General features: G+C 46.3%; 21 protein-coding genes. 11 read left to right on the top strand and 10 right to left on the bottom strand.

The window, feature by feature from the left end; genetic code table 11:
* Positions 1–9 precede the first annotated feature (9 nt).
* From Q7C_RS02020 to rlmD, 10 genes are all read left to right on the top strand, one after another.
* Positions 10–399: a DUF4845 domain-containing protein gene (locus Q7C_RS02020; protein ID WP_014703044.1), complete on the top strand. Its 390-nt coding sequence runs from the start codon at positions 10–12 to the stop codon at positions 397–399.
* Positions 396–1,079: a ribonuclease III gene (gene rnc / locus Q7C_RS02015; RefSeq protein WP_014703043.1), complete on the top strand. Its 684-nt coding sequence runs from the start codon at positions 396–398 to the stop codon at positions 1,077–1,079. The genes Q7C_RS02020 and rnc overlap by 4 nt, the downstream gene beginning before the upstream one ends.
* Complete coding sequence (era, locus tag Q7C_RS02010; RefSeq protein WP_014703042.1) at positions 1,076–1,981, top strand: GTPase Era; 906 nt, start codon at positions 1,076–1,078, stop codon at positions 1,979–1,981. The genes rnc and era overlap by 4 nt, the downstream gene beginning before the upstream one ends.
* 8 nt (positions 1,982–1,989) lie before the next feature.
* Positions 1,990–2,724, top strand: coding sequence for a DNA repair protein RecO (recO, locus tag Q7C_RS02005; RefSeq protein WP_014703041.1), 735 nt, complete (start codon positions 1,990–1,992; stop codon positions 2,722–2,724).
* Positions 2,721–3,449: a pyridoxine 5'-phosphate synthase gene (pdxJ, locus tag Q7C_RS02000; RefSeq protein WP_014703040.1), complete on the top strand. Its 729-nt coding sequence runs from the start codon at positions 2,721–2,723 to the stop codon at positions 3,447–3,449. The genes recO and pdxJ overlap by 4 nt, the downstream gene beginning before the upstream one ends.
* Positions 3,446–3,832 carry a holo-ACP synthase gene (gene acpS / locus Q7C_RS01995; protein WP_014703039.1) on the top strand — a complete coding sequence of 129 codons (387 nt, stop codon included), beginning with the start codon at positions 3,446–3,448 and terminating at the stop codon, positions 3,830–3,832. The genes pdxJ and acpS overlap by 4 nt, the downstream gene beginning before the upstream one ends.
* Positions 3,829–4,716 carry a cysteine synthase CysM gene (gene cysM / locus Q7C_RS01990; protein WP_238532332.1) on the top strand — a complete coding sequence of 296 codons (888 nt, stop codon included), beginning with the start codon at positions 3,829–3,831 and terminating at the stop codon, positions 4,714–4,716. The genes acpS and cysM overlap by 4 nt, the downstream gene beginning before the upstream one ends.
* Positions 4,716–6,776, top strand: a complete 2,061-nt coding sequence (locus tag Q7C_RS01985) for a translocation/assembly module TamB domain-containing protein (RefSeq protein ID WP_014703037.1) — start codon at positions 4,716–4,718, stop codon at positions 6,774–6,776. Before cysM ends, Q7C_RS01985 begins: the two co-directional genes overlap by 1 nt.
* A 10-nt stretch (positions 6,777–6,786) precedes the next feature.
* Positions 6,787–7,380 carry a YdbL family probable chaperone protein gene (locus tag Q7C_RS01980; RefSeq protein ID WP_014703036.1) on the top strand — a complete coding sequence of 198 codons (594 nt, stop codon included), beginning with the start codon at positions 6,787–6,789 and terminating at the stop codon, positions 7,378–7,380.
* Positions 7,381–7,445: 65 nt separating this feature from the next.
* Positions 7,446–8,783 (top strand): 23S rRNA (uracil(1939)-C(5))-methyltransferase RlmD, encoded by a 1,338-nt coding sequence (gene rlmD / locus Q7C_RS01975; protein ID WP_014703035.1) that lies wholly within the window; start codon positions 7,446–7,448, stop codon positions 8,781–8,783.
* Between the two features lie 69 nt (positions 8,784–8,852).
* Here the strand turns inward: rlmD and Q7C_RS01970 are convergent, their stop codons facing one another.
* The 9 genes from Q7C_RS01970 to ettA form a co-directional block, all read right to left on the bottom strand.
* Entirely contained in the window at positions 8,853–10,352 is a 1,500-nt protein-coding gene (locus Q7C_RS01970; protein WP_041366390.1) for a class I adenylate-forming enzyme family protein, read from the bottom strand.
* A gap of 2 nt (positions 10,353–10,354) precedes the next feature.
* The gene (locus Q7C_RS01965; protein ID WP_014703033.1) at positions 10,355–12,082 is read right to left on the bottom strand and encodes an ATP-binding protein; all 1,728 of its coding nucleotides are present in this window, start codon (positions 12,080–12,082) and stop codon (positions 10,355–10,357) included.
* Positions 12,083–12,532: 450 nt separating this feature from the next.
* A complete protein-coding gene (locus Q7C_RS01960) occupies positions 12,533–13,054 on the bottom strand; it encodes a diguanylate cyclase domain-containing protein (RefSeq protein ID WP_238532356.1) in 522 nt (173 codons plus the stop codon).
* A 30-nt stretch (positions 13,055–13,084) separates the two neighbouring features.
* Positions 13,085–13,936: a UTP--glucose-1-phosphate uridylyltransferase GalU gene (galU, locus tag Q7C_RS01955; protein ID WP_014703030.1), complete on the bottom strand. Its 852-nt coding sequence runs from the start codon at positions 13,934–13,936 to the stop codon at positions 13,085–13,087.
* 70 nt (positions 13,937–14,006) lie between these two features.
* On the bottom strand, positions 14,007–15,758 hold the full coding sequence (locus Q7C_RS01950) for a sugar phosphorylase (protein WP_014703029.1): 1,752 nt from the start codon (positions 15,756–15,758) through the stop codon (positions 14,007–14,009).
* A complete protein-coding gene (locus Q7C_RS01945) occupies positions 15,755–16,978 on the bottom strand; it encodes a glycosyltransferase family protein (protein WP_014703028.1) in 1,224 nt (407 codons plus the stop codon). Before Q7C_RS01945 ends, Q7C_RS01950 begins: the two co-directional genes overlap by 4 nt.
* Positions 16,971–18,731 (bottom strand): HAD-IIB family hydrolase, encoded by a 1,761-nt coding sequence (locus Q7C_RS01940; RefSeq protein WP_014703027.1) that lies wholly within the window; start codon positions 18,729–18,731, stop codon positions 16,971–16,973. Before Q7C_RS01940 ends, Q7C_RS01945 begins: the two co-directional genes overlap by 8 nt.
* A gap of 208 nt (positions 18,732–18,939) precedes the next feature.
* Complete coding sequence (locus Q7C_RS01935) at positions 18,940–19,203, bottom strand: hypothetical protein (RefSeq protein ID WP_014703026.1); 264 nt, start codon at positions 19,201–19,203, stop codon at positions 18,940–18,942.
* 51 nt (positions 19,204–19,254) lie between these two features.
* Positions 19,255–20,913, bottom strand: a complete 1,659-nt coding sequence (gene ettA, locus Q7C_RS01930) for an energy-dependent translational throttle protein EttA (protein ID WP_014703025.1) — start codon at positions 20,911–20,913, stop codon at positions 19,255–19,257.
* A 250-nt stretch (positions 20,914–21,163) separates the two neighbouring features.
* On the opposite strand from ettA, the gene Q7C_RS01925 reads away from it, so the two are divergent.
* Positions 21,164–22,090 (top strand): helix-turn-helix transcriptional regulator, encoded by a 927-nt coding sequence (locus Q7C_RS01925; protein ID WP_014703024.1) that lies wholly within the window; start codon positions 21,164–21,166, stop codon positions 22,088–22,090.
* Positions 22,091–22,144: 54 nt separating this feature from the next.
* On the opposite strand, the gene Q7C_RS01920 is transcribed toward Q7C_RS01925, so the two are convergent.
* Positions 22,145–24,055, bottom strand: a complete 1,911-nt coding sequence (locus Q7C_RS01920; protein ID WP_014703023.1) for a saccharopine dehydrogenase NADP-binding domain-containing protein — start codon at positions 24,053–24,055, stop codon at positions 22,145–22,147.
* Positions 24,056–24,063: the final 8 nt, after the last annotated feature.

Genomic DNA, 24,063 nt, shown 5'->3' with positions numbered 1-24,063 from the left:
GACAGACACATGAAAAAACAGCAGGGCATGACGTTAATTGGTTGGGTTCTGGTGCTGGGACTCATTGGTTTTTTTGCCACGCTGGCCATGCGTCTGGTGCCGATGTATCAGGAATACTACGGTGTACTGCAAATCATGAAATCCATGGAAACGGAATTAAAAAATAACGATCTAACCAAGCAGCAAGTAATGACGTTGCTGCAACGGCGTTTTAATACCGGCTACATCAGCAGCGTTAAAGAAGAGAATATTGAGTTGGGACGAGGCCGTAATGGCGCTTATGTGACTCGAATCAAAATTGATTATGAGGTGCGAAAAAGTTTTATTGCCCATATCAGTCTGGTTGGACATTTTGTTGAAGAAGTTGATGTCGAACCCAGCGTTCGGACAGTGAGATGACCGCATTAAAACAACGGCAGCTGTGTGAGCAACTCAACATCTCTTTTTCTGACGCCACGCTACTACAACAAGCACTGACACATCGAAGTGCCGATGTAAAAAATAATGAACGTCTTGAGTTTTTAGGTGATGCCATTTTGAGCCTGGTTATTGCCGAAGCACTCTATGCCAGGTTTACCGGCATTAAAGAAGGCAAACTAAGTCGATTGCGGGCGGCCCTGGTTCGTGGTGAAACTCTGGCTGAACTCGGTCGCGAACTCGCTTTGGGTGAAGTATTGGTGTTAGGGCCTGGTGAACTGAAAAGTGGCGGGTTTCGGCGTGAGTCCATTTTGGCCGATGCCGTCGAGGCTATTTTTGGTGCGGTCTATCTGGATAAAGGTTTTGCAGTCGCAAAATCACTAATACTGCGCTTATATCAAGAGCGATTAGATAGCATTGACGTCAATGAGACGGTCAAAGATCCCAAGACACGCTTGCAAGAGCTTTTGCAAAGCCGCAAGTTGCCGCTTCCCATATATAGCGTCAAAGAAATCAAATCAGATCAGACACAGCCCGTGTTTGAAGCTTCTTGTCAGGTTGGTTTGCTTGATAAAGTCGTTGTCGCGCAAGGCAGTAGTCATCGAAAAGCGGAAAAACGAGCAGCCGAGCGGGTACTCATCTTAATAGAAGGGAAAGTGTGAACGACACAACATTTCGCAGCGGTTATGTTGCCGTTATTGGTCGACCCAATGTCGGCAAGTCAACACTCATTAACCGTATCCTGGGGCAAAAGTTATGTATTACCTCGCGTCGGCCGCAAACAACGCGCCACCGGGTGCTGGGTATTAAGACTACCGAAACAGCACAGCTGATTTATGTTGATACCCCGGGATTACACAGTGATGGTAAGCGAGCGATGAATCGCTATATGAATCGAGCCGCCGCCGCCTCTATCGACGATGTTGATGTGGTTATTTTTATGGTGGATAGTCTGAGTTGGACTGATGAAGATGAGGCGGTATTAAACCGGTTACAACGCAGTGCGGTTGCGCCGGTGGTACTGGTTTTGAATAAAGTCGACAAAATCAACGACAAGGCGGCGCTTTTGCCACAGATTGAGCAACTTAGCCAGCGTTTTGATTTTGCCGATGTGGTGCCCGTGTCAGCACGTAAAGGCATGAATATTGAGTCGCTTGAGTCAACCTTGGAACATTATTTGCCGCAAGGCGAACTGATTTATGATCCGGAGCATTTAACTGACCGTAGCAGCCGTTTTCTCGCGGCTGAATTGATTCGGGAGAAGTTATTTCGACACCTTGGTCAGGAGTTACCCTATTCGCTGACAGTTGAGGTGGAACAGTTTAAGGATGTGGATGGCTTACTTGATATCAGTGCAGTCATTTATGTAGAACGAAGTGGTCAAAAATCCATCGTCATTGGCAAAAAGGGTGAGTTATTGAAGCAGGTCGGCAAGGACGCGCGCGAAGAGATGGAAACGTTGTTTGGCAATAAAGTCTTTTTACAGCTTTGGGTCAAAGTCAGGGAAGGTTGGTCAGATAACGAACGTATGCTCCGAAACCTTGGCTATAACGACGATCTTTGATGTAAAGCGTGGATCTGTCACCTGCTTATATTTTGCATCAACGTGCTTACCGGGAAACCAGCCTGCTCTTGGATGTGTTTTCGTTACAAGCTGGCAGGTTGAGTCTGGTTGCCAAAGGCGTTCGTCAGCAAAAACGCCGAACTCAAACATCGTTACAACTGTTTCAGCCGATTTGGCTGAGCTGGTTTGGCCGCGGTGAATTACAGACATTAGCAAAATCTGAATCAATGCAACCGGCATTTCGTTTGACAGGTGATGCCAGTTTTTATGGTTTGTATGTGAATGAGCTGCTGATTTATCTCTTACGGCCTGGGCATCCAGAACCGGAAATTTTTCAGCTATACGAACACACATTGCAAGCTCTTGCCCTAGGCGAACAGCTGGAGAACAGCTTGCGCCAGTTTGAAAGTCAATTATTGACGATTTTAGGCTATGGTGTGGACTTGCATTACGATACCGATGGTCAGCCTGTTGAAGCGACCAATTTGTACTACCTCAATGCGCAGCAAACGTTACAGAGACTGCCTGAACCTCAAGCTGGTATGCGAACGTTACAGGGCCAAAGCCTGATACAGCTGCGTGAACAACAGCAATTAGACGTAAGAGGGTTATCAGATTGTAAGTGGCTGATGCGGACCGTGCTAAATTATGTGCTGGATGGTAAGCCACTTAAAAGCCGTCAGCTATTTGTGCAAATGCAACAATATCAACGAAATAACCGTAACCAGGAAGGAGATACATGAGTATTTATCTGGGTGTGAATATTGACCATGTTGCCACACTGCGCCAAGCGAGAGGGGGTAGATACCCGGATCCGGTTCAAGCCGCAATCGACGCCGAACAGGCTGGCGCAGACAGTATCACCCTGCATTTGCGCGAAGATCGGCGTCATATTCAAGATCGGGATGTCAGGATTCTGGCTGATGTTTTACAGACAAAAATGAATCTGGAAATGGCCGTCACAACAGAAATGCTGGCAATTGCAACAGAGCTGCGGCCGGCAGATTGTTGTTTAGTGCCAGAAAGTCGAGAAGAGCTGACGACAGAAGGTGGCCTTGATGTGGTCAGCCAAAGCAGCAAAATTCATGCTGCTTGCGCGCAATTGGCGGAAGTGGGCATAACCGTTTCATTATTTATCGATCCAGATAAAAGACAAATTGATGCCGCTACAGATTGCAATGCCCCCGTCATTGAGCTGCATACAGGGCGATATGCGGAAGCAACAACGCCAGCACAGCAGCGTGTCGAATTAAAGAAACTGGCCGATGCGGCAGATTATGCGCAAAAGCTGGGTTTGCAAGTCAATGCCGGACATGGCTTGAATTACTTTAATGTCCAACCCATTGCTGCCATACCTGGATTGGTCGAGTTAAATATTGGACATGCGATTATCAGTCGTGCCTTGTTTACCGGTTTGCAGGGTGCCGTTGGTGAAATGAAACGCCTCATTCGTGAAGTTCAACGATGAAGATTATCGGGATTGGTACCGATTTGGTTTGGGTGCCAAGAATTCAGCGTTTGCTGCAAAGGCATGGTGATCGAGCCGCCGCTAAAATTCTTGGTGACCAAGAATATCTGGGTTATAAAAACGCAGCGAACCCCATTGCTTTTTTGGCGAAACGCTTTGCAGCCAAAGAGGCGGTAGCCAAGGCTTTTGGCAGTGGATTTCGTCACGGTTTAAGCCTGCGCCATATTCAGGTTGCCAACGACGCAGCGGGAAAGCCTTTATTGCAGTTTACTGAGCAGGCTCTGGTTTTGTGTGAGCAATACCAGGTATCACAAAGCTTTATCAGCCTGACAGATGATGGGGATTACGCTGGCGCTTATGTGATTTTGTCAGGTGATGGATGATGGATTTTCAAACCATTGAAGCCTGTATTGGTAATACGCCTCTGGTCAGGTTACAACGATTGCCGGGCGAGACAACCAATCTTATTCTGGCCAAACTGGAAGGTAACAATCCAGCGGGCTCGGTCAAAGATAGGCCCGTTTTAAGCATGATTCGGCGGGCCCAAGCCCGTGGTGATATTACGCCTGGGGATACCTTGATTGAAGCAACCAGTGGCAATACAGGCATTGCACTGGCCATGGTTGCCGCCATACTTGGCTACAAAATGGTATTGATTATGCCTGAGAACATGTCTGAAGAACGTCGGGCATCCATGCGTGCTTACGGTGCTGAACTCAGGCTGGTTGATGGTATGGAAACCGCTCGTGATTTGGCGCTGAACATGCAGGCTGAAGGCAAAGGTAAAGTGCTTAATCAGTTTGCGAATTTTGATAATCCTCTGGCCCATTTTGAAACGACCGGACCGGAAATCTGGCGTGACACGCAAGGTCAGGTGACGCATTTTGTGAGTGCAATGGGCACGACTGGTACCATCATGGGCGTATCACGGTATCTGAAAACACAGGACCAAAACGTGCAGATTATTGGTGTGCAACCGACCGAAGGGGCTAGTATTCCAGGCATTCGTCGCTGGTCGCCCGCCTATTTGCCTGAGATTTATGAATCAGAGCGAGTTGATAAAATATGGGACGTGGATCAGCAGACAGCGGAAACGGTAATGCGACGTCTGGCCAGTGAAGAGGGTATCTTTGCTGGTGTTTCCTCTGGAGGTAGTGTGGCGGCAGCATTGCAGCTTTCCGAGACCGTTAACAATGCGGTTATTGTCTGTATCATTTGTGATCGGGGTGACCGTTACTTATCAACGGGTGTGTTTCCGGCGGTCTGATGACGTCAGGTCTGTGCCGACTTCTGAGCGTCATTTTATTGCTGGGCTTAAGCGCTTTGCCAGCTAAAGCGATTGATACTATTCAAATACAACTTGAATCTCTGGCTTTGCCTGAAGGCAGTCTGCAAGGTCTCTCAGTCGGCTTTGAAATCGTTGATCAGCGTTTATTATTACAGGTTGAACTGGACCAATTACAACTCGCCGGACAATCGCTTAAAAATCTCGCCTTAAACTGTGCAAATTGGCGTTACGCCGCAGAGTATTGGCACTGTGATAATGGCGATTTGGCATTTGAGCATACTGTCTTAGGCGTGCAAAAACTTAGCAGTGATTTTAGCTTTAATCTCGCTGCACAGCACTACGACATTAACCTGAAAGCGATTCGTATCGGTAATGGCAGGGTTGATGTTGATGTTCAATCACAAGCAGGTCAATGGCAACTGAATCTTGTTGGGGACGAAATTGGAATTGCGGCAGTCTTAGACATGGCGCAAGGGCTTGTTCCTGATATTGTCGAAACGGTGAAGCGCTGGCAGCCTTCTGGAACAGTTAAGTTACAAGCGGCCATACAAGGCCAAGAGACGAGACTGCTTGCATTGGACATGCAGCTCAACGGGGAATCCGTTCATTTTAGTGATGAAAGCGGTAATCAAGTCGGTGAGGCATTGGTATTTCAACTTGAAATGGATGCAACGGAAACCACGGACACCAAGTTACAGATTCAAACTGACCTGATGTTATCTGAAGGACAGACCTATTTTGCGCCCGTGTTTTTGGATTTTTCTGAAGCGCCGTTATCCTTAAGTAGCAATACCATGTTTGATTTTGCTGCCAAAGAGATTAATTCTGCAGAAGTGAATGTCCTGCAGCAGGACGTTTTAACCGTGGCGGGGCAGCTGGGTTTTCAAGATAATGCCTTGATTGATGCCGAGATGGATTGGCAAAGCTTGAATTTAGCGGCGCTTTATCAATGGTGGATACAACCTTTTCTAACGGGAAGTGCTGCTGGACAGTTAGAACTGGATGGTGCTATTTCAGGAAAAGTGCAATGGCAACCCGAACAGATTGAGATTGCGGCTCAATTAGATGACCTTGATATACAGGATAAGCAGGACAGATTTGCTATGCAAAGTCTGTCTGGGCAGGTTGGCTGGCAAAATACAGGTCAATTATCGCCAGTAGAGTTGCGTTGGCAAAGTGCGGCTATCGGGCCGATCCCGATAGGGGAAAGTCAACTATCAGCCATCGTGAGCAACCAAGAAATTCAGTTAACATCGCCCTTGGTCTTACCGCTATTTGATGGCGCGCTGCAAATTGACCACTTTGTTTACGATCAATCTACGCAGCAAAATCATTGGCAATTTTCAGGTGAATTGACTCCGATATCAATGGCACCCTTGACAACCGCGCTAGGCTGGCCTGAAATGCAAGGTAAATTGGCTGGCGTGATTCCTGAGGTGCGCTATGCGAACCAGCAAATAGAGGTTGATGGCGCGCTGCAGGTGAATGTGTTTGATGGCCGGACGATTATTCGGGATTTACGGCTTCAGTCCCCTTTTGGCAGTTTGCCACAATTAACGGCGAATATTGATTTTCAGCAGCTTGATCTGGAAATGATCACGCAAGTATTCGAATTTGGGCGTATTACTGGGAGACTGGCTGGTTATGTTCATGATTTGCGTTTGTCAGACTGGCAACCCGTCGCTTTTGATGCCGCTTTGATGACACCAGAGTCCAACCCTGGAAAGCGTCGAATATCTCAGCGTGCGGTCGATAATCTGACTCAGATTGGTGGCGGGGCCAGTGGCGCATTATCACGGAGTTTTCTAAGCGTATTTGAAGACTTTTCCTATGAAAAACTGGGTTTAAGCTGTCGTTTACAAAATCAGGTTTGTAAAATGAACGGCGTCGAAACAGACGAACAAGGGTATTATATTGTCAAAGCGGGGGGCTTACCGCCGTGGATTAATGTTCGTGGTTTTACCCGGCAGGTGGATTGGCCGGATTTGTTGAATCGTCTACAGGCGGTTCGTAATAGTGAAGGACCTGTGATTCAGTAAGGATGTAACGATGCAAAGATTACGCGCTTATTCGAGTAGTATGCTGGCTTTATTGCTGGCATCCTGTGTCACCATTAATATTTATTTCCCGGCCGCCGCCGCTGAAGAAGCCGCCGATCGGATTATCGAAGATGTCTGGGGAAAACAGCCCGGTCAGGCTGTTGAGCCGCCCCTAAGTCCGTCATCCTCATCAGCTTCGACTATGCCAGTGGCCATGAAAATGCTGAATTGGCTGGTTTCACCGGCAATGGCGCAAGCTGACATTAATATTAACTCTCCTGCGATTACCGCGCTTCAAGACAAAATGAAGGCAAGACACGCGCAATTAGAACCGTTTTATCACAGTGGCGCGATAGGGTTAACACAAGATGGCCTCATTACGTTGCGTGATGCAAAAGCCGTGGCCTTGAAAGATCGTAATACCATCAATGGCTTAATTGCCGCTGAAAATCAGGATAGAAACGCCCTTTATGCGGAAATAGCCCGAGCTAATGGACACCCGGAGTGGCAAAGTGATATTCAAGAAACTTTTGCCAGACGCTGGGTGAGTAATGCGGCACAGGGCTGGTGGTATCAGCAAGGTGGCAGCTGGCAACAAAAGTAACATTGAGTTAATTCGAGTCCGGTTGCGTTCCTCGTGGCCGGACTTTTTTATTTGCAGGAAAAAATATGGCGCGCAGACAGCGACGACAAAAGGTTTCACAGGAGCGTATCACCGCGCACATTGAGGGTTTGGCGCATGATGGTCGAGGTATCGCCAGAGTTGAAGGGAAAACGGTCTTTGTCGATGGGGCTTTGGCGGGCGAAGAGGTCAGCTTTTATTACACCCGTCATCATAGTAAATATGATGAAGCCAAAATCGATGCCGTACATTTAGCTTCATCAAAACGCGTCAAACCTCGCTGCCAACATTTTGGTGTCTGTGGTGGTTGCAGTTTGATGCATATGGAACCGGCGGCGCAACTGGCGCTAAAACAACAAACATTGGCAGAACAATTACATCATTTCGGTCAGCTGGCGCCTGAACATTGGCTATCACCGTTGACCGGGCCATTATGGGGATACCGCCGAAAAGCACGACTTGGAGTCAAGTATGTCCATAAAAAACAAAAAGTGCTGGTCGGTTTTCGGGAAAAGGCGTCGCCCTTTGTCGCAGAGCTGCAGCAATGTGAAGTGCTGGATCCCAGAGTTGGCCTGCGATTGCATGATCTGGCTGATTTGATTGCCTCGCTGGATGCTTATCAGCGTATTGCGCAGATAGAAGTGGCGATGGATCACACCCATACAGCACTGGTATTTAGAAATCTGGATCCGTTATCAAAAGGTGATCAACAAAAACTCATTGCCTTTGGCGAGCAACAAAATCTTTGGATATATCAACAATCTGGTGGCCCGGATACGGTAAGTCCTTTGTGGCCATTGTCTCCTCAATTGCATTATGCCCCTGAGCCCGGTTTAAGATTAGATTTTGCGCCAGGTGATTTCACGCAGGTCAATGCCGGTATTAATGAAAAAATGATTCCGCTGGCGATGTCTTTACTGGACGTTAATCAGTCTGACCGGATCTTGGATTTATTTTGCGGTCTCGGCAATTTCACCTTGCCATTAGCAAAACGTGCTGCGGAGGTAATCGGGGTCGAGGGCGATGCTTCATTGGTTGCTCATGCACGCCGAAATGCACAATTAAATCATTTGAGTAATGCGTTATTTGAGCAAGCAGATCTGACGCAGACACGCCTCGCAGATTACCCGTGGGCCAAAGCCGGGTTTAATAAAATTCTGCTTGATCCGCCACGTAGCGGTGCATTTGAAGTATTAGGTCAATTAGCGGATTTGGGGGCCGAGTTGCTGGTGTATGTCTCTTGCAACCCGGCAACCCTTGCAAGAGATGCCGGCGAGTTGGTCCAGCAATATGGCTATCAATTATCAGCGGCGGGGGTCATGGATATGTTTCCCCACACCGGTCATGTGGAATCCATTGCGGTATTTCATAAAGTATCGGCTTGAGATGATCGTTTTCTGGCAAAGATAAACGGCAAAAAACGAGTGGGTAGATGACAATATGAAGTGCGCTTTTTAAGATCGAACTCGAATCTTTGACTCAACCATCTCTTTTAATTGTCTTTTCAACACCTTGCCAGCGCGATTTCGTGGCAGTTGATCAATGATGAAAATATGTTGGGGCCGCTTCCAGCCTAATTGATTTTGACAAAAACTTAACAGTAGTTTGACTTCAATGGGCTGGTTCACCTCAACCGCAGCAACGGGGATGTCATCCTGATCTGGCAATGAAATGGGAAAGACCGCGGCTTCTGTCACCGCGGGGTGAGCTTCCAGAACTTCTTCCAGTGCCCTTGGATAGAGATTTACACCAGTGTAAAGGATGGCATCATCGCTTCGACCTTCAATGATTAATTGGCCATCCGCTGTAAAAAATCCTGTGTCGTTTGGCAGATAGCACTCGCCATCTGGAAAGCTTTTTTGGCTTGCTGTGGGATCGGCCACATAGCCCTGGATCATATTCGCACCTGTTACTCTGATTGCACCCGGCTGAGATGTTTTTTCCCCATCATGCATGATTTGCACGGTCACGTTGGGCAGCACCTCGCCAACAGTTCCTGGCTGGTTAGCAACTTGTTCGGGGTAGGCCATAGAAATAATGCCGAACTCATTTGCACCGTAAAGAATGTAAAGCTGTTGTGTCACTTTTGCCATTATGGTGCTACGTAAACGTTGTTTGATTAACGAGCTGGATAGCTGCAGACTTTTTAAATGCGGTAGGACGAGATCTTCAGTTGGTGTTTTTAAGCTGGGGCTGTTAAGTATAAACTGCTGTGCCTGATTCGCGGTCAATAGCAAATGTTCGACCTGACGTTTTCTGACAAATTGAATGAGGTCTGGTATCGGCTTAGCCGATAAAACAAGGCATGCCCCGACGGATAAGCACAACAAGGCCTGTCTTTGTGGAAAAACAAAGTTGAGTCGAGAGTAGCAAAAGTAACGTTCTTGATTCTTTATCACCCATGCATCTAAACCGCGTTTTAGCATGGCAGCATATTGCGTCGAGGTAAAAGCAAAATGTTTGGGGCTTGAGGTGGTACCAGAACCACTGAACACCAGCACGCTATCCTGAGAATAGGGCTTTGCGCTAACTTGAAACTGCGGACTATCGGGCAAGCTTTCAATTGAATGAATGGCACAACCAAGTTGTTGTTGGTTTTCAGCGGTTTCTTGCAGGATCAGGTCAATAGCCAACGTCATCACGGTATTTTGTTGAAGTTGGACGGGATCGTGGGGGTCGATTATCACCTGCGTGATATTTTGCTTAAGTAAAGCAAGGTGACAAATTAGATGGCCAATTTGACTGTGGAAACGCAAGCCGATACAGAGACCTTTGGGTAAATTGGCTTGTTCAAGTGCTTGTTGCCAATCATTCACTAATTGTTTAAGTTTCTGATAGCTGATAGCAAGGTTGTCATTTTCAATCGCAATGGTATCGGGCTGGGTTATTGCGTAATGATCCAAGACCTCGGTGACGAAACGTTGACTGTCTTCGAGCGAAAAATTGAGCGACATAGTCATCTACACAGTGACCGAAAAAAATCCTCAACAGCCTGATTTACGTTATCCACTACGACTAACTCATCGATCTGGTCAACTGGCCATTTCTCTTCTAGTACTGAATCGGACTCAACCACGATAATCAAAGCGGCTACGCTAGGCATCTGCATAAGCGCGTTAACACGCTGAGACACGGTTTCAAAGGTCATTGGGGTGCTGTTTTGATCTGGGGAGAGCGTCGTTTGATGTGAGGTTAGATAGCAGGCAATATTGTTTTCTATCGCTGCTTGCTGTGCCTTTCTGGCTGCGTCAAATGCGGCCTCTTTTCCTAAAAATACGGTGACAGGAATACGCCCCTGATTAGGCAACATTAACCGCATCAGTTTGGGTAGCGCATCAAGTGAGGCTTTACTCACGCCGATCATTGGTGAAGAGTTGATTTCATTGACGATAACCGTCTGTTCAAGCCAAGAGCGCGTCACATCCTCAATAATCATATCTACCCCCGCCGTTGCTAAATTCATGGCTTTTGCCGCCGCAATGGCAAGTGCGATATTATCGCGGTGAGCATCACAAACGGCAGGTGCATCCTCAGTACCCCATTGCATTGAGCCGATTTTTCGAATCGCGATGGATTGATGCTTCTCAGGCACACTTTGCAAGGTTAAATTCTGGTCACGGAGACAATCGTGCGTTTCTGTATCAAGTGGGATAGTGGGGTCGCGTTGCCAGTGTTTTCGAGTCATTTGATAACGGGTGTCGGCTTCAATCAGTTCAGCGATATTGGCTTCACCATTGCCGACAAGCTTTCTTGGCAGATTACCGTTAATGTAAATAACGTCGTTTTTATAGACAAAAAACCGGTAACAAGATCCTGTGACCTGTTTTTCGATTAAGACTAGTTCATTAAAGCTTTTGCTATATTCAAATGCTCGCTTGAGCTGAGTCACCGTAGTGATATCTTTGACCACGCCTTCTCCGCGATTGCCTTGTTCTGGCTTAACGACGACAGGGTAGCCAATTTCATCAGCGAACTCGGCTGCTTGTTCAATGGTTTTTACCAACGCATTCTGTGCGGCGGGGAGGCCTAAACTTTTTAGCCGTTGAGCACTAAAATGTTTATAGCCGCTTAATTTAGCCCCAATTGCACTATCTTCTTCCGTGCTACTGGCTTTCAACCAATGTGCGTTCGCTCCCCAACCTAATTGATACAAACCGGCACCAAAATATTGCATAGGGATATGGTGTTCATAGGCGTATTGAAGAATGGGAATATTCGATAAGCCCGCATTACTGACCTTTTTTAGTGGCTGATAGAGTTGTTGTTCAACGCGTTTGCCAAGATCGTCAAATGCCTCAAGCGAATAAGGTGTCGCATTCATTTTTAAAATAAAAGTGAAGCATTGCGATAAGGCATTGACGAAAAGGTTTCGGAATTCGATGAAGGAAAACAGGCTAATCGTTATTCTTAATCGACCATTTTCTTGATATTCGATTTGATCAATTTCTGCACTTTTAAACGCGGGGATACCCGCATCGATTAATAAATTTTGATGAAATAAAAGCCATGCTTTCAGCAATAACTGGTGCTGCTGCGAGACGTTCTCACGATTGATCTGAAAAAGATCCTCATCAGCTGGGTATTGAAAGCCCCCAGTGGATAACCATTGTGCTAACCGGCTGGCCATGATGGTCTCAGGTAAATTTAGTGACAAAGCAAGTTGATGCTGTTCCAATGGATTCATAGTCAGTTATTCATTCATGGCGGTGGGTGTAGACAAACAATATGATTGTATCGAAATAGCGACCCATGACCTATCAACGACATCCATCATGACAACGCAACTCAAGCCAACCTTTATTTCATAGGTATTATTGATTTTAAGACTATTTGAGCCTATTTGTACTGGAACATTTGCAGCACAAACGGGGTGTCCTGGTGGGTATTGCTGCTCAGTGAAACGAAAAAAACCGGTAAAAACCGGTTTTTTTGATGCTTGGTATGTCGAATGACACTTAGGAATTAAACAGTCCCCAAGCGACCAGCGATAACCAGAACACGGTAAAGGTCAAAATAATATGAGGAAACTTTTCAATCAAAAATTTATCAAGTTTTTTTAACATGACAGATGCCTCTGCATTGTGTAGTCAGCGCATAATATAGCATTCCAGTCGAGCCAATTCTACTGTCAACGTTAACGCAGCACCGTCGTGTGCAATCGAGTTTGACATCGGTTACCACCAGCTTTGCTGGCCTCCTGACAATACCGAACTGCCGCACTGAGAATATCCAATATGCCAACCGTATCTTCGCGTTGAGGAGAATAGGTGACATGGCCGATACTGAGAGTGATGCCAGCAGATGCGGTTTGATTTATCTGTTGTTGCAAGCCCAGCGACACAATTGATGCTTGAATTCGCTCAGCGAATTGGCAGGCCTGCCTATAGGAGAGTTCTGACGTGATAAACATTATCATGTTGCGGTTGAAATGGCAGAGATGATCGTCTTGCCGGTTCAATAGCTGATTGATTTTGTGCAAAATCTTTCGGGTACACGCGGCTTTTTTTTCAATCTCCTCATAAGCATCTATTTTAATTAAAAAAACAGACACACTGCTCTCATGCTCGATGGCCTCATGCCATTGTTTAAGCAATGCTTCTAGGACATTGGCTTGAGAGGTAAGTGCGTCTTGGGTGAAATTTTCCGGCTGTGTCATCACAGATAAAATCAATCAGGCGGACTCAGATTACTTATCCAGATAATCGGTTTGATAATAATAATTGGTGGCTTGAACAAAACCGCCAATACTGCCACAGTCAAATCGCTGTCCCTTAAACTTCAACGCCAACACAGGTTTTTCTTGAGCCATGACTTTCAAGGCATCGGTAATCTGGACTTCGCCGTTAGCGCCCGGCGGGGTCTTCCGAATGTAATCAAAGATATCATTTGTAAACACATAGCGTCCGATGATGGCCAAATTGCTCGGCGCATCTTCGGGTTTGGGTTTTTCCACCATATCGGTGACACGAAACACCCCCGGTTCAATTTCTTCACCGGAAATAACACCATAACTCCCCGTATTTTCCGGCGGCACTTCCTCAATGGCGATAACGGTACAGCCCTGTTTTGCATAGAGGTCGACTAATTGGCTGAGTGCACGTTCGCTGCCATCCGTCGGCGGTGCACAGAGATCATCAGCCAAAATAACGGCAAAATCTTCAGGGCCGATCATGGGCTCACCACTTAAAATGGCATGGCCAAGTCCAAGCATTTCCCGCTGGCGAATAAACATAAAGTCACAGGTATCCATGACATGACGTATATCTTCAAGGTGCTTTTCTTTGCTGGTGCCGCGAATCTGATGCTCTAATTCATAGCTGGTATCAAAATGGTCTGCGATAGCCCGCTTACCGCGTCCTGTAATAAAACCCATCTGCGATAAATCAGCTTCCATGGCTTCTTCAACACCATATTGAATCAAGGGTTTATTCACGATAGGCAACATTTCTTTCGGCATGGCCTTGGTCGCAGGTAGAAACCGGGTACCGTAACCGGCAACCGGGAAGAGACATTTGCGGATTTTTACCGTTTTAGTCATGGAAACTATCCTCGTTGATTTAGCTTAATTAGTTCAAAGTTAACCTATCATGGTTACCGTCTGGCGTCAGCTAGTGATTGCTTAGCCAGAGCATTTGATAGGGGGCGAGTGGAATTGATTCTTGCTGATTGGCAAGGACTTGACCGCTGACCAGATCACGCCAGCTGTCAGTAATCACCAGATTGAGATCATGTACCGCTAAGGACTGAGTGGTATCGGTGATATTAAACACACAAAAAATACTCTGCTGGCGGCAGAGGCTTTGACGCCAGAAACCGAATAAGTGACTGCCAAGTTGCAACGTATACTGCGTTGCATTCGGATGAAAGGCGGGTTGTTTTCGGCGCAGTTGAATCAGTCTGGTTAATTGCCGATATACCTGTGCATGCACATTTTCAGGGCTATCAAGATAGTCTCTTAATTGAGTGTCCTGCCATTGATGTCGATTAATTGCACGTGCATGGCCTTTATCTTCAACGCGCTGATAATCGTTACTTGTGGCTAATAAACTGTGTAAATAGAAAGCGGGAATACCTTCTAAAGCGAGCATGATGCCGTGAGCGCATATAAAGCGGGGGATTTGCCATGTGTCAGGCCCTTTCAGCGTCCCTTGCATCGCATCAAATAAAGCGATATTAATTTCATAAGGTTTTTTGATGCCATTGGCCGTTGCGCGCCAAGAAACTTCGCCACCAAAACTTTGCATGGTGCTGATTAAGGCTGCAAGCTCCGCATCAGTGAGTAACCCCTCAGCCGGTCGTAAACCAATACCATCATGAGAAGCAATAAAATTAAAATAGGTTGTCCCATGACGGGCAGGCGGCATACTCATCAACCACTGACGAAGGTAATTACACTCGCCCGTCATTAGCGTATTCAACAAGAGTGGCGGCAGAGAAAAGTTGTATATCCAATGAGCTTCATTGCCATTACCAAAATAGCTGAGATTTTCACGATTAGGGATATTGGTTTCCGTGATGATCACGGTATCGGGTTGTGCTTGCTCTGTCAGCAGACGCAATAATCGAACGATTTCGTGGGTTTCTGGCAAATTGAGACAATTAGTACCGGCCTGTTTCCACAAAAATGCGACCGCATCCAGTCGGAACAGACGAATACCTTGATCGAGATAAAATCGTATGATGCGGACAAAGGTTTTCAGTACTGATGGCCGCCGAAAATCCAAATCAGCTTGCGTATGACTGAACGTACACCAGACCTGTTGCAGACCGTTAGCTGTTTCGGTCGGCCTTAACAACGGACTGACACGAGGTCGCACCACCGCATCCAGGCCCGGTTGATCTGCCGAAACAGTATAAAAATAGTCATGACCTTCACCGCTGCCAGCAATAAAGTTTTGAAACCATTGGCTTTCAGTTGAGGCGTGATTAATGACCAGATCGGCCATTAATCGCCATGCCTTGGCAAGTTCTTGAATATCGTTCCAGTCTCCCAAGGCTGGGTTTACAGCGGTAAAATCCTGAACGGCGAAACCGTCATCGCTACAAAATGGAAAGAAAGGCAGGATATGCAGCGTATTTGTGCTGGATTTTAAGTAGTCGTCGGCAAACCGTTTTAGGGTTTGCAGCGGCGGTTCACCTTCGGCCAAAATACTGTTGCCGTAGGTGATGACGGCGATGTCATCAGCTTGCCACTTGTTTTGATCGGCTGGTGTGAGCGGGCAATCTGCCGTCAGCCGCATGATCTCCAGTAAGTCATCGGCTAATTGATGACGTTCGGACTCTTCTAAAATACCACTGTAAACCGTATTGAGGTGTTGTCGACAAATCTGGAGGAGTGGCGGAATTTCGGCAACATTCATCCAGAAAATTCCTCGTGGTCTGCTTCAACCGCTGCATAAAGACGTTCAAAAATATCGGGTAGTGCGCTTTGCACACGACTCCAGCTTGGAATAAAAGGGGTTTCCATCGGATTCTCCAAAAATACCTGACCCGCAGACATGATATTGGCGGCAAATGTCTCAACTGAGGCTTCTTCTTCATGAATATCAAAGCGAAGGCCGTTCATCAGCGCATCATTGCGATACGTTTCAACAAAATCGAGGGCGATACGATAATAGCTGGCTTTGATACTGCGAAAATGCTCAGGGGTAAAAACGACCCCTTTTGTTGCCAGTTTGCGAAATAAAGCCTTGGCAATATCAATGGACATTTTTGAGAGCCCAGCTTTGGGATCCTCAGCGGATAAGTCTTGATGTTTATGGTCATAAATGTCGGCAATATCGACCTGACAAAGTCGATTATTAGCATAATTCCGGTGCATTTCTGATAACACACCAATTTCTAATCCCCAGTCACTCGGAATACGTAAATCGGTCAACACATCCCGACGAAAAGAAAACTCGCCAGAGAGGGCATATCGGAAGCTATCCATGTAATCCAAATAGTCATTGGATCCCATCACCGCCTTTAAAGCACGTAGCAAAGGCGTGATGAGTAGGCGATTTACCCGACCATTGAGCCGTCCTCCTGCTACCCGGGCATAATAGCCTTTGCAAAATTCGTAATTAAATGTTGGGTTTGCAACGGGATAAATCAGTCTTGCCAACATCTCGGTGCTGTAGGTCACAATATCGCAATCATGTAATGCGACTGACTCAGCCTTACCTGACGCAAGAATATAGCCCATGCAATACCAGACGTTACGACCCTTGCCGGCTTCCCGAGGTGCCAGATCTAGTGCCTGAAGTTCAGCATCAATTGCGCGTAATCTTGGGCCATCATTCCAGAGAACCCGGTGGTGTTGCGGCAGTTCACCAAAAAATTGCAATGCCGATTGATATTGGGACTTATCTGCTCGGTCTAAGCCAATGACGATTTCCGACAGATAAGGCACCGTTTTTAATTGCCGAATAATGTCTGGTAAAGCGGCACCCTCCAATTCGGAATACAAAGAGGGGAGTAGTAGCCCTAATGGACGTTGTTGGCTAAAGCGTAATAAATCCTGCTCTAAATCAGCCTGATGCCGGTGCGTCAGATTATGTAATGTAGTGATAATGCCATTTTGGTGAAAATCAGCCATATGAAAGCTCCTGTGCATCCATTGCTGTGGAATGGGAAAGGTTTGAAAGGATCTTCGCTACTCCAGCCGCCCAACCAGCAGGGCCACTTTGCGGTGCAACGAATAACCGGGATTGATTCGGTATTTCTGGTAGAGCATGTACGGGTGAAGGAATAACAAGGCCAATGTCAGCTGTCTGTAGCATGGCAATATCATTTTGACTGTCGCCAATGGCGAGTGTTTGCCATGTTTTTTCAGGTAGATAATATTGATATTGCTGACTTAGCCAACGAAGTGCCTGACCCTTATCGCAAGTGCCGCTGACATGCATAAAACGTCCACCTTGTAAGACATTCGCACCGGCTTGAATAAGGGCATCTCTAAATTCTTTTTGTCTGGCGGGGCTGCCTTGCCAGGCAATCACTTCGCTGAAATCACGGTGAGCAGCGCGGGCGGCCGCATACACATCCAGCCCGGTCAATTTCATAATGCCGTCAATGCCAGCATCACTAAAGCTGATGTAGTCGCCCGAAAAGGCGGATTTAACTGAACCAATTATGGCTTGCCAATGCGATCGGTTCGCGACGAACCGCTTTTGCCAGAAGTGCCCCTCAATCGTCGTTTGTTCAGGTTGTTCTGGAAAGTAACCAATTGGGATAAACACAGCAGCGCCGTTTTCGCTGATAAACGGGTGTGTATTTTTTAAACCGAATCGTAAATGTTCGATTTCTGAACGCGTTTTACTACTCACTGGAATAACGGGTATTCCACGTTGTTCCAGGCTCACTAGCATGGGGGTCGCATCGTCATGTCGATAAGTATGATGGTCGAGCAGGCTACCGTCTAAATCAGTAAAAATTAAAAGTGGATTAGGGCGGTTTGGAGTTTGTTTAATCATCTGAATAATTTCTCTTTGCGAATCTAGCTCGATAATCGCGTGCATTTTATTGGGTAACGTTTTTAAGCAATGCTCTGTTAAGCGTTGGTAAAACTGGATAAAGCGTGCTAATTCCACATCATTCATAATCGAGTTATCAACATGGTCATCGTCTTGTCTGGCTGCTAAGGCTTGTTCTTGCTGACGTCGCCAGGCATAGATGCAATCAAAATCGGGTGCTTTTAACATTAGCCAATAATCAACCAATTGAAACAGATCTTGATATTCAACTAGCTGCTCATTGACATATCGACGCCAAGTGGCATCGACATCCTCTGTGGATTCCAAGGTATTAATTGGTTGCTCAAGCTCAGACAACGCTTGTGGCGTTGCCCCAAGACACCATCCCTCAAAAATAATAATGTCGGGTTGTTGGTTCACGACTTGCCATGCTGTTTCTGAATATCGATCATCAATCGCTTTATTAAAGGCAGGTAATGCAACGGGTAATTGTCCAGATTTAAGAGCAAATAATGTTTTTTTTGCTAGAGCTAAATCATGTGTGCCAGGAACACCTCGGGTCGAGAGAAGGGGATGAACTTGGTTGCCTAGCTGTGCTCTTTGTTGTTTAGTGAGATAAAAGTCATCCAGTGAGATGGTAATAGCTTGGCATTGACAGACTTCTTTCAATAGATGGACGAGGCAGGCCGCTAAGGTGCTTTTGCCCGATCCTTGTGCACCATGCAGTCCAACAAGGAAAGGTCTTTTTGCACTAATTTGGTGCGAAAATAAATCTTCTGCAAGGTGAGAAAACCACCGTTTAATGCGTTCCGAATACTCGCTAGGCAATTGATGCATAGTGAGAAATGATTGTATTTGCTGTGCAGTAACATCCATAGTATTCACGGTATTCCGAATGGGCTGTATTACCTTAACGCAATAATCGTACCGCCTTGCTGTAATCACAAAATCAGTATGTGTATCTCAAAAAAAAGGGGTAAATCCGAAGATTTACCCCAAGCTCAGCACGCAGCGAGAGAGAGAGAACAACATGCTACTGAAAACTACAATTTAAATAATGCATAATCAGTGCCAAAAAAATAATTCAATAAAAACAGTGTGTTATAAAATATGTATTTTGAGAACGTGCACCTAAATGAATCAAGGTACATTTAGGTGCACTGACATTGCTCGGTGAAATGCCATGCTGATATTGATAAAAGACAGGCAAAACCGGTTTGGCTGTTGATTCGTTGGTAGTATGGCATTCCTGAACAATCGTCCAGAACAATGCTTGATATGATTTGGCGCAAAGCTGTGAAGGGGGAATCAGGTAGGTTAGCTGCTTGGTATAAGCCGCTTTTGGCACCTGCCGTATCCTGTATTTAGAAGGATACGGCAGGTGCAGGCGCAAACGGGTTCAGTTCAGGCGTCGATATTTAATCCGCTCTGGCTGATGATCTTTACCATAGCGTTTCCGATAGTCGTCGGCATATTCGGCATAGTTGCCTTCAAAGAAAACAACATTGGAATCGCCTTCATAAGCCAGAATATGAGTGCAGATTCGATCTAGGAACCAGCGATCATGTGATATGACTACGGCCGAACCCGGGAACGCCAGTAAAGCTTCTTCAAGTGCGCGAAGCGTTTCAATATCCAAATCGTTGGTTGGTTCGTCGAGTAACAAAACGTTGCCACCTTCCTTCAACAATTTGGCCATGTGCAATCGGTTACGTTCACCGCCAGACAAATCCTTAACGTGCTTTTGCTGATCCGATCCTTTGAAATTAAAACGGCCACAGTAAGCGCGCGAAGGCGTTTGATAGTTACCAACCTGAATCATATCGCTGCCATCTGAAATTTCTTCGAATACCGTTTTACTGCCATCCAGGTCGCGAGACTGGTTGACGTAGGCTAATTGGACTGTGCTGCCGATGTCGATATCACCCGCATCTGGTTTTTCCTCGCCAGAGATCATACGGAACAGAGTGGATTTACCCGCACCATTTGGACCAATAATGCCAACAATTGCCCCGGCTGGAATGGATAAATTCAGGTTTTCAAACAACAATTTGTCGCCGTACGACTTGGTCACATTATTCAACTCAATGACTTTGTCACCTAAGCGAGGACCTGGCGGGATATAAATTTCCTGCGTTTCATTACGTTTTTGAAACTCACGAGAATTCATTTCTTCAAATTGTTTCATGCGCGCTTTCGACTTGGTCTGGCGGCCTTTGGCACCTTGGCGTACCCATTCCAACTCTGCTTGAATTGCTTTTCGATGCGACGCTTCTTCTTTGGCTTCTTGCTCGAGTCGTTTTTCTTTTTGCTCCAGCCAAGAAGAGTAATTCCCTTCATAAGGAATACCCCGACCGCGATCCAGTTCGAGAATCCAGCCTGCCGCGTTATCAAGAAAATAACGATCGTGGGTAATCGCCACCACGGTACCAGGATACTCCTGCAAAAATCGCTCTATCCAGGCAATTGACTCGGCATCCAGATGGTTGGTCGGTTCATCTAATAAGAGCATGTCCGGGTTATCAAGTAATAATCGACAGAGGGCGACGCGGCGGCGTTCACCACCAGACAAGACACTGACTTTGCTATCCCAGGCAGGCAGGCGCAGCGCATCGGCTGCCCGTTCCAATGCATTTTCCAGATTATGTCCGTCCTTGGCAGTAATCAGGTTTTCCAGTTCGGCCTGTTTTTTGGCCAGGGCGTCAAAGTCTGCATCCGGCTCAGCGTAAGCGGCATAAACCGCATCCAGTTCAGCCAATGCCTCTTTCACATCTGAAACAGACTCTTCGACGATTTCGCGGACCGTTTTGGATTCATCAAGCTCGGGTTCTTGCGGCAGATAACCAACCTTGATATCCGGCATTGGCCGTGCTTCGCCAATGTAATCGGTATCGACACCTGCCATGATCCGAAGTAGGGAAGATTTACCGGCACCATTCAAGCCTAATACGCCAATTTTGGCGCCAGGAAAAAAAGAAAGAGAAATATCTTTGAGGATTTCGCGTTTAGGCGGAACAATTTTGCCCACCCGATTCATGCTATAGACATACTGTGCCATGGCTGGCTCCGTTACGGTAATGATGGGCAGATTTTACCGATGCTGGGCGTTGATTGCGAACCCCATTTTTAATTATTGAAACCCGTCTTTATTGATAATGAATCTTATTTGCATCAACGAAAGAAAGCGGATAAGATAGCTTTATCACGCGCCTTTTATGATATATTGTATCATATTTATGGTTGCTTGCCCAGGTTAACGCTGTCGGTATGTTTCTGCTGGCAGAGTATTGACAAATTGAGGTAAGAGTATGCGTTCTAATGCATCGCAATCGTTTGCAGATAAGGAAATATCACCGATTCAGGATGGTGGTTTTCAAACCCGAATGTTGGAAGTTCAGCCGGGTTTAATCGCCTGTGTCACGTCCGCCTTCGAGACACCTGAACATGCTGATGACGAGCCGGCTCAAGGCGATAACGAATACATTCACCTTAATTGTCTGTTATCTGGCAAATATGCGGCAAAAGTTAAAGATGTTTCACTGCTCTGTGAGCAAGGCCATGTCAATATGGGCTTTTCTGATGGCGAAATTTTTCACACCGAACACTGTGAAAATTTGCTCAATCTTGAATTGATGATTAGTCCCCAGCTTTTATATGAGTTGGCTGGTGAAGAACTGTCGGGTTTAAACTTTGATGCGGATTTAGCTTTTTTCATTAAAAGTGCCTCTCAATGTCAACGTGGCTCAGCGGCGGCATCTAGGGTAGCATCGTTAATTCAGGATGGTGTTGAGCACTCGTTGCTCTTGCAATCTGCAGTATTAGACTGCCTCTACTGGCAATTACTTGCGCTGCGTGGAGATAAGCGTCATCAGGATACGGACAGACTATCTCCTCGAGAAGAGCAGCAACTCAATGTTGCCAAAAGCTATTTACTCACTGATTTGAGTGCGCCGCCAACGATTGCCAGTTTGGCGAAAACGGTCGGTTTAAACCAATGTAAGTTGAAAAAGGGGTTTAAAATTCGCTATGGAAAGAGTATCTACGCTTATTTCCAAGAGGAGCGCATGTTAAGAGCCATGAATCTACTGAAAAATAACAATGTGACAGAAACTGCCATGATTCTGGGGTATAGCAATGTCAGTCATTTCAGTAGTGCATTTCGTAAACAATTTGGCGTGGTACCCAGCGTGGCACGGCGGGATTTAATGCCGGACATTGCGATTGCAATGAATTAGGCTCGGCGCAACCCGGTTTTTTAATCAAACAAGGTTGCCGAGTTTTATTCTAAATTAACCTGACAGGGCCGCCGTCTGGCTTGGTTGTTGTTCTTGATGGCCAGGATAGCTGAGCGTGATTTCTGCTGCCCCCCGAGCACCAGTTAACCAAGTGACTTTGATATTACTCTGATGGGTGATGAAGTGAAGTGCTTCACGCTCCATTTCTCTGACCAGACCCGATAATTCTGCACAGTCCAGATCGTGGAACATAGTTGCGTAGGCACAATTTGAGATACGTAATTGCCATTCGTATTCATGCTTTTGGTTTACATCAAGATGAAACACACCGAGTTGTTGATAATTGCTCATAAAAGCCAACCAGTAGGTGATGATAGCCTGTTCCGGGTCTGAAAACGCCGCAAAGCTCTCTGGCTTTGGCCAAAGCCAGCGCATTTCCATTTTTCCGGTTTCTAGAAACATTTTTCGATATTGTGAGAACGCCGTTTTATCTCCTAATACCTCGCGGGCACAAGAATAGCCGGAAGTAAACATGCTGACGTCTTTGGTGATTGCCTGCCAGCGGGAGTTGTTGGTTGATTCTCGATTCTCGCGATAGGGGGCAAGCAGCTGATTATGTTTCTTCCAACGTAACAACGTTTTAATGACGAATTTGGTAAATCCAAGCGAATTTTGCTTTTGTTTAAGGCTTTGCCAGATATCAGACGTCAGTAAAAACTGCTTTTGCAGTTGGGCCATCTTGGGGTGCGGTTTGTCAAAGCTATACCAGTTCTTGCCAAAGTTGCGAAGTGAAGCAATATCAGGGCTGGCCGAATCAACCCAGCCGAAGTGTTTATCGGCAATGTCAATATTTTCTGCTGTTGCCTTGCGACGGGTTATGCCGCGCTTTGTTAATGCATTGCTGAATTTATCGCGAATATCGGCGGGCAGGTGTTCAGTGCCGAACACACCCTGATAGCTACTCAGCTCACCCTGAAGCCAACAATCTGCAACCGCGCAGGCCATTAATGCCGTTAAATCATAAGAAGAAACAACGCCATGCACAATCAAGCCTTTTTCCGGTTGTTGGTCAGGGTAGACCCATAGGGTTGTATCCGGATCAGCATCTTTTTTGTGCTTCATTGACTGACCACTGGTATAAAACTTTTTGGCAAGATAGTCGACTGCACCGGGTTTGAGGTTGCATCGCGCCAGCATGCGAGCAAAGCCTTGATTCAAATATTGAATCTGATAACGGCTGTCCAGTTCGGTTATTAATACTTTCTCGGCAGTTCGACTATCTGATAAACCGGCAATTTCAGGTGTGGCGAAAGGAATCAAGGCAGCTTTTTTGCTTTGCCCTGGAAACAGGAATTGGCTGTGTTTGTCTTTCCACGGGGTTTTGTTCGTAAACCGTTGCCTGCCCCGATAGCAATCAATTTTGTTTCGGAAACTGGCAAGCATCGCATAGGGGCTGGTTTCCCCGCCACCATAGGCCGCGCCCATATGCAAGCGCACGCGATAAATCCCTTTTTCGGAAGCCTGCTCGCTGGCTAATTGCATCAGCAATAAGGTCGATAAACCAGGGGTAAAGCCCATGCCGGTAAACAGGCCACGACCATGGTTTTCTGCTTGTTCATGTAGCGATAAAATTTTATCGGCAGCATCAAGACTGTCATTGATATCAATTGCATCGACACCCGCTTCAATACATAACTGGTGTGGCGTATTACCAAACTGGTCCATCGGGCCAAGCGCAATAATGGCCAGATCATAATTGGCTATGGTTGTTACAGCGGATTTTTTGTCATTAATATCAAGCACGATGGCTTGTATATTTTCTGGCAGTTCGGCTTTTTGTTGTTGGCGGCGTGCCGCACTTGCAATGATTAAATCGGGATAGGTTTTGCTGAGTTGGCTGACGATGCGTTTACCGGTTTCACCACTACCGCCAATCACGATCACTTTTTTATTGAACGATTTCATTGGCAGAT

Origin of the sequence: Methylophaga frappieri (assembly GCF_000260965.1) — a bacterium.
Classification (GTDB): Bacteria; Pseudomonadota; Gammaproteobacteria; order Nitrosococcales; family Methylophagaceae; genus Methylophaga; species Methylophaga frappieri.
The sequence above is the reverse complement of the archived record's forward strand: the minus strand, read 5'-3'. Positions and strand labels throughout refer to the sequence as shown.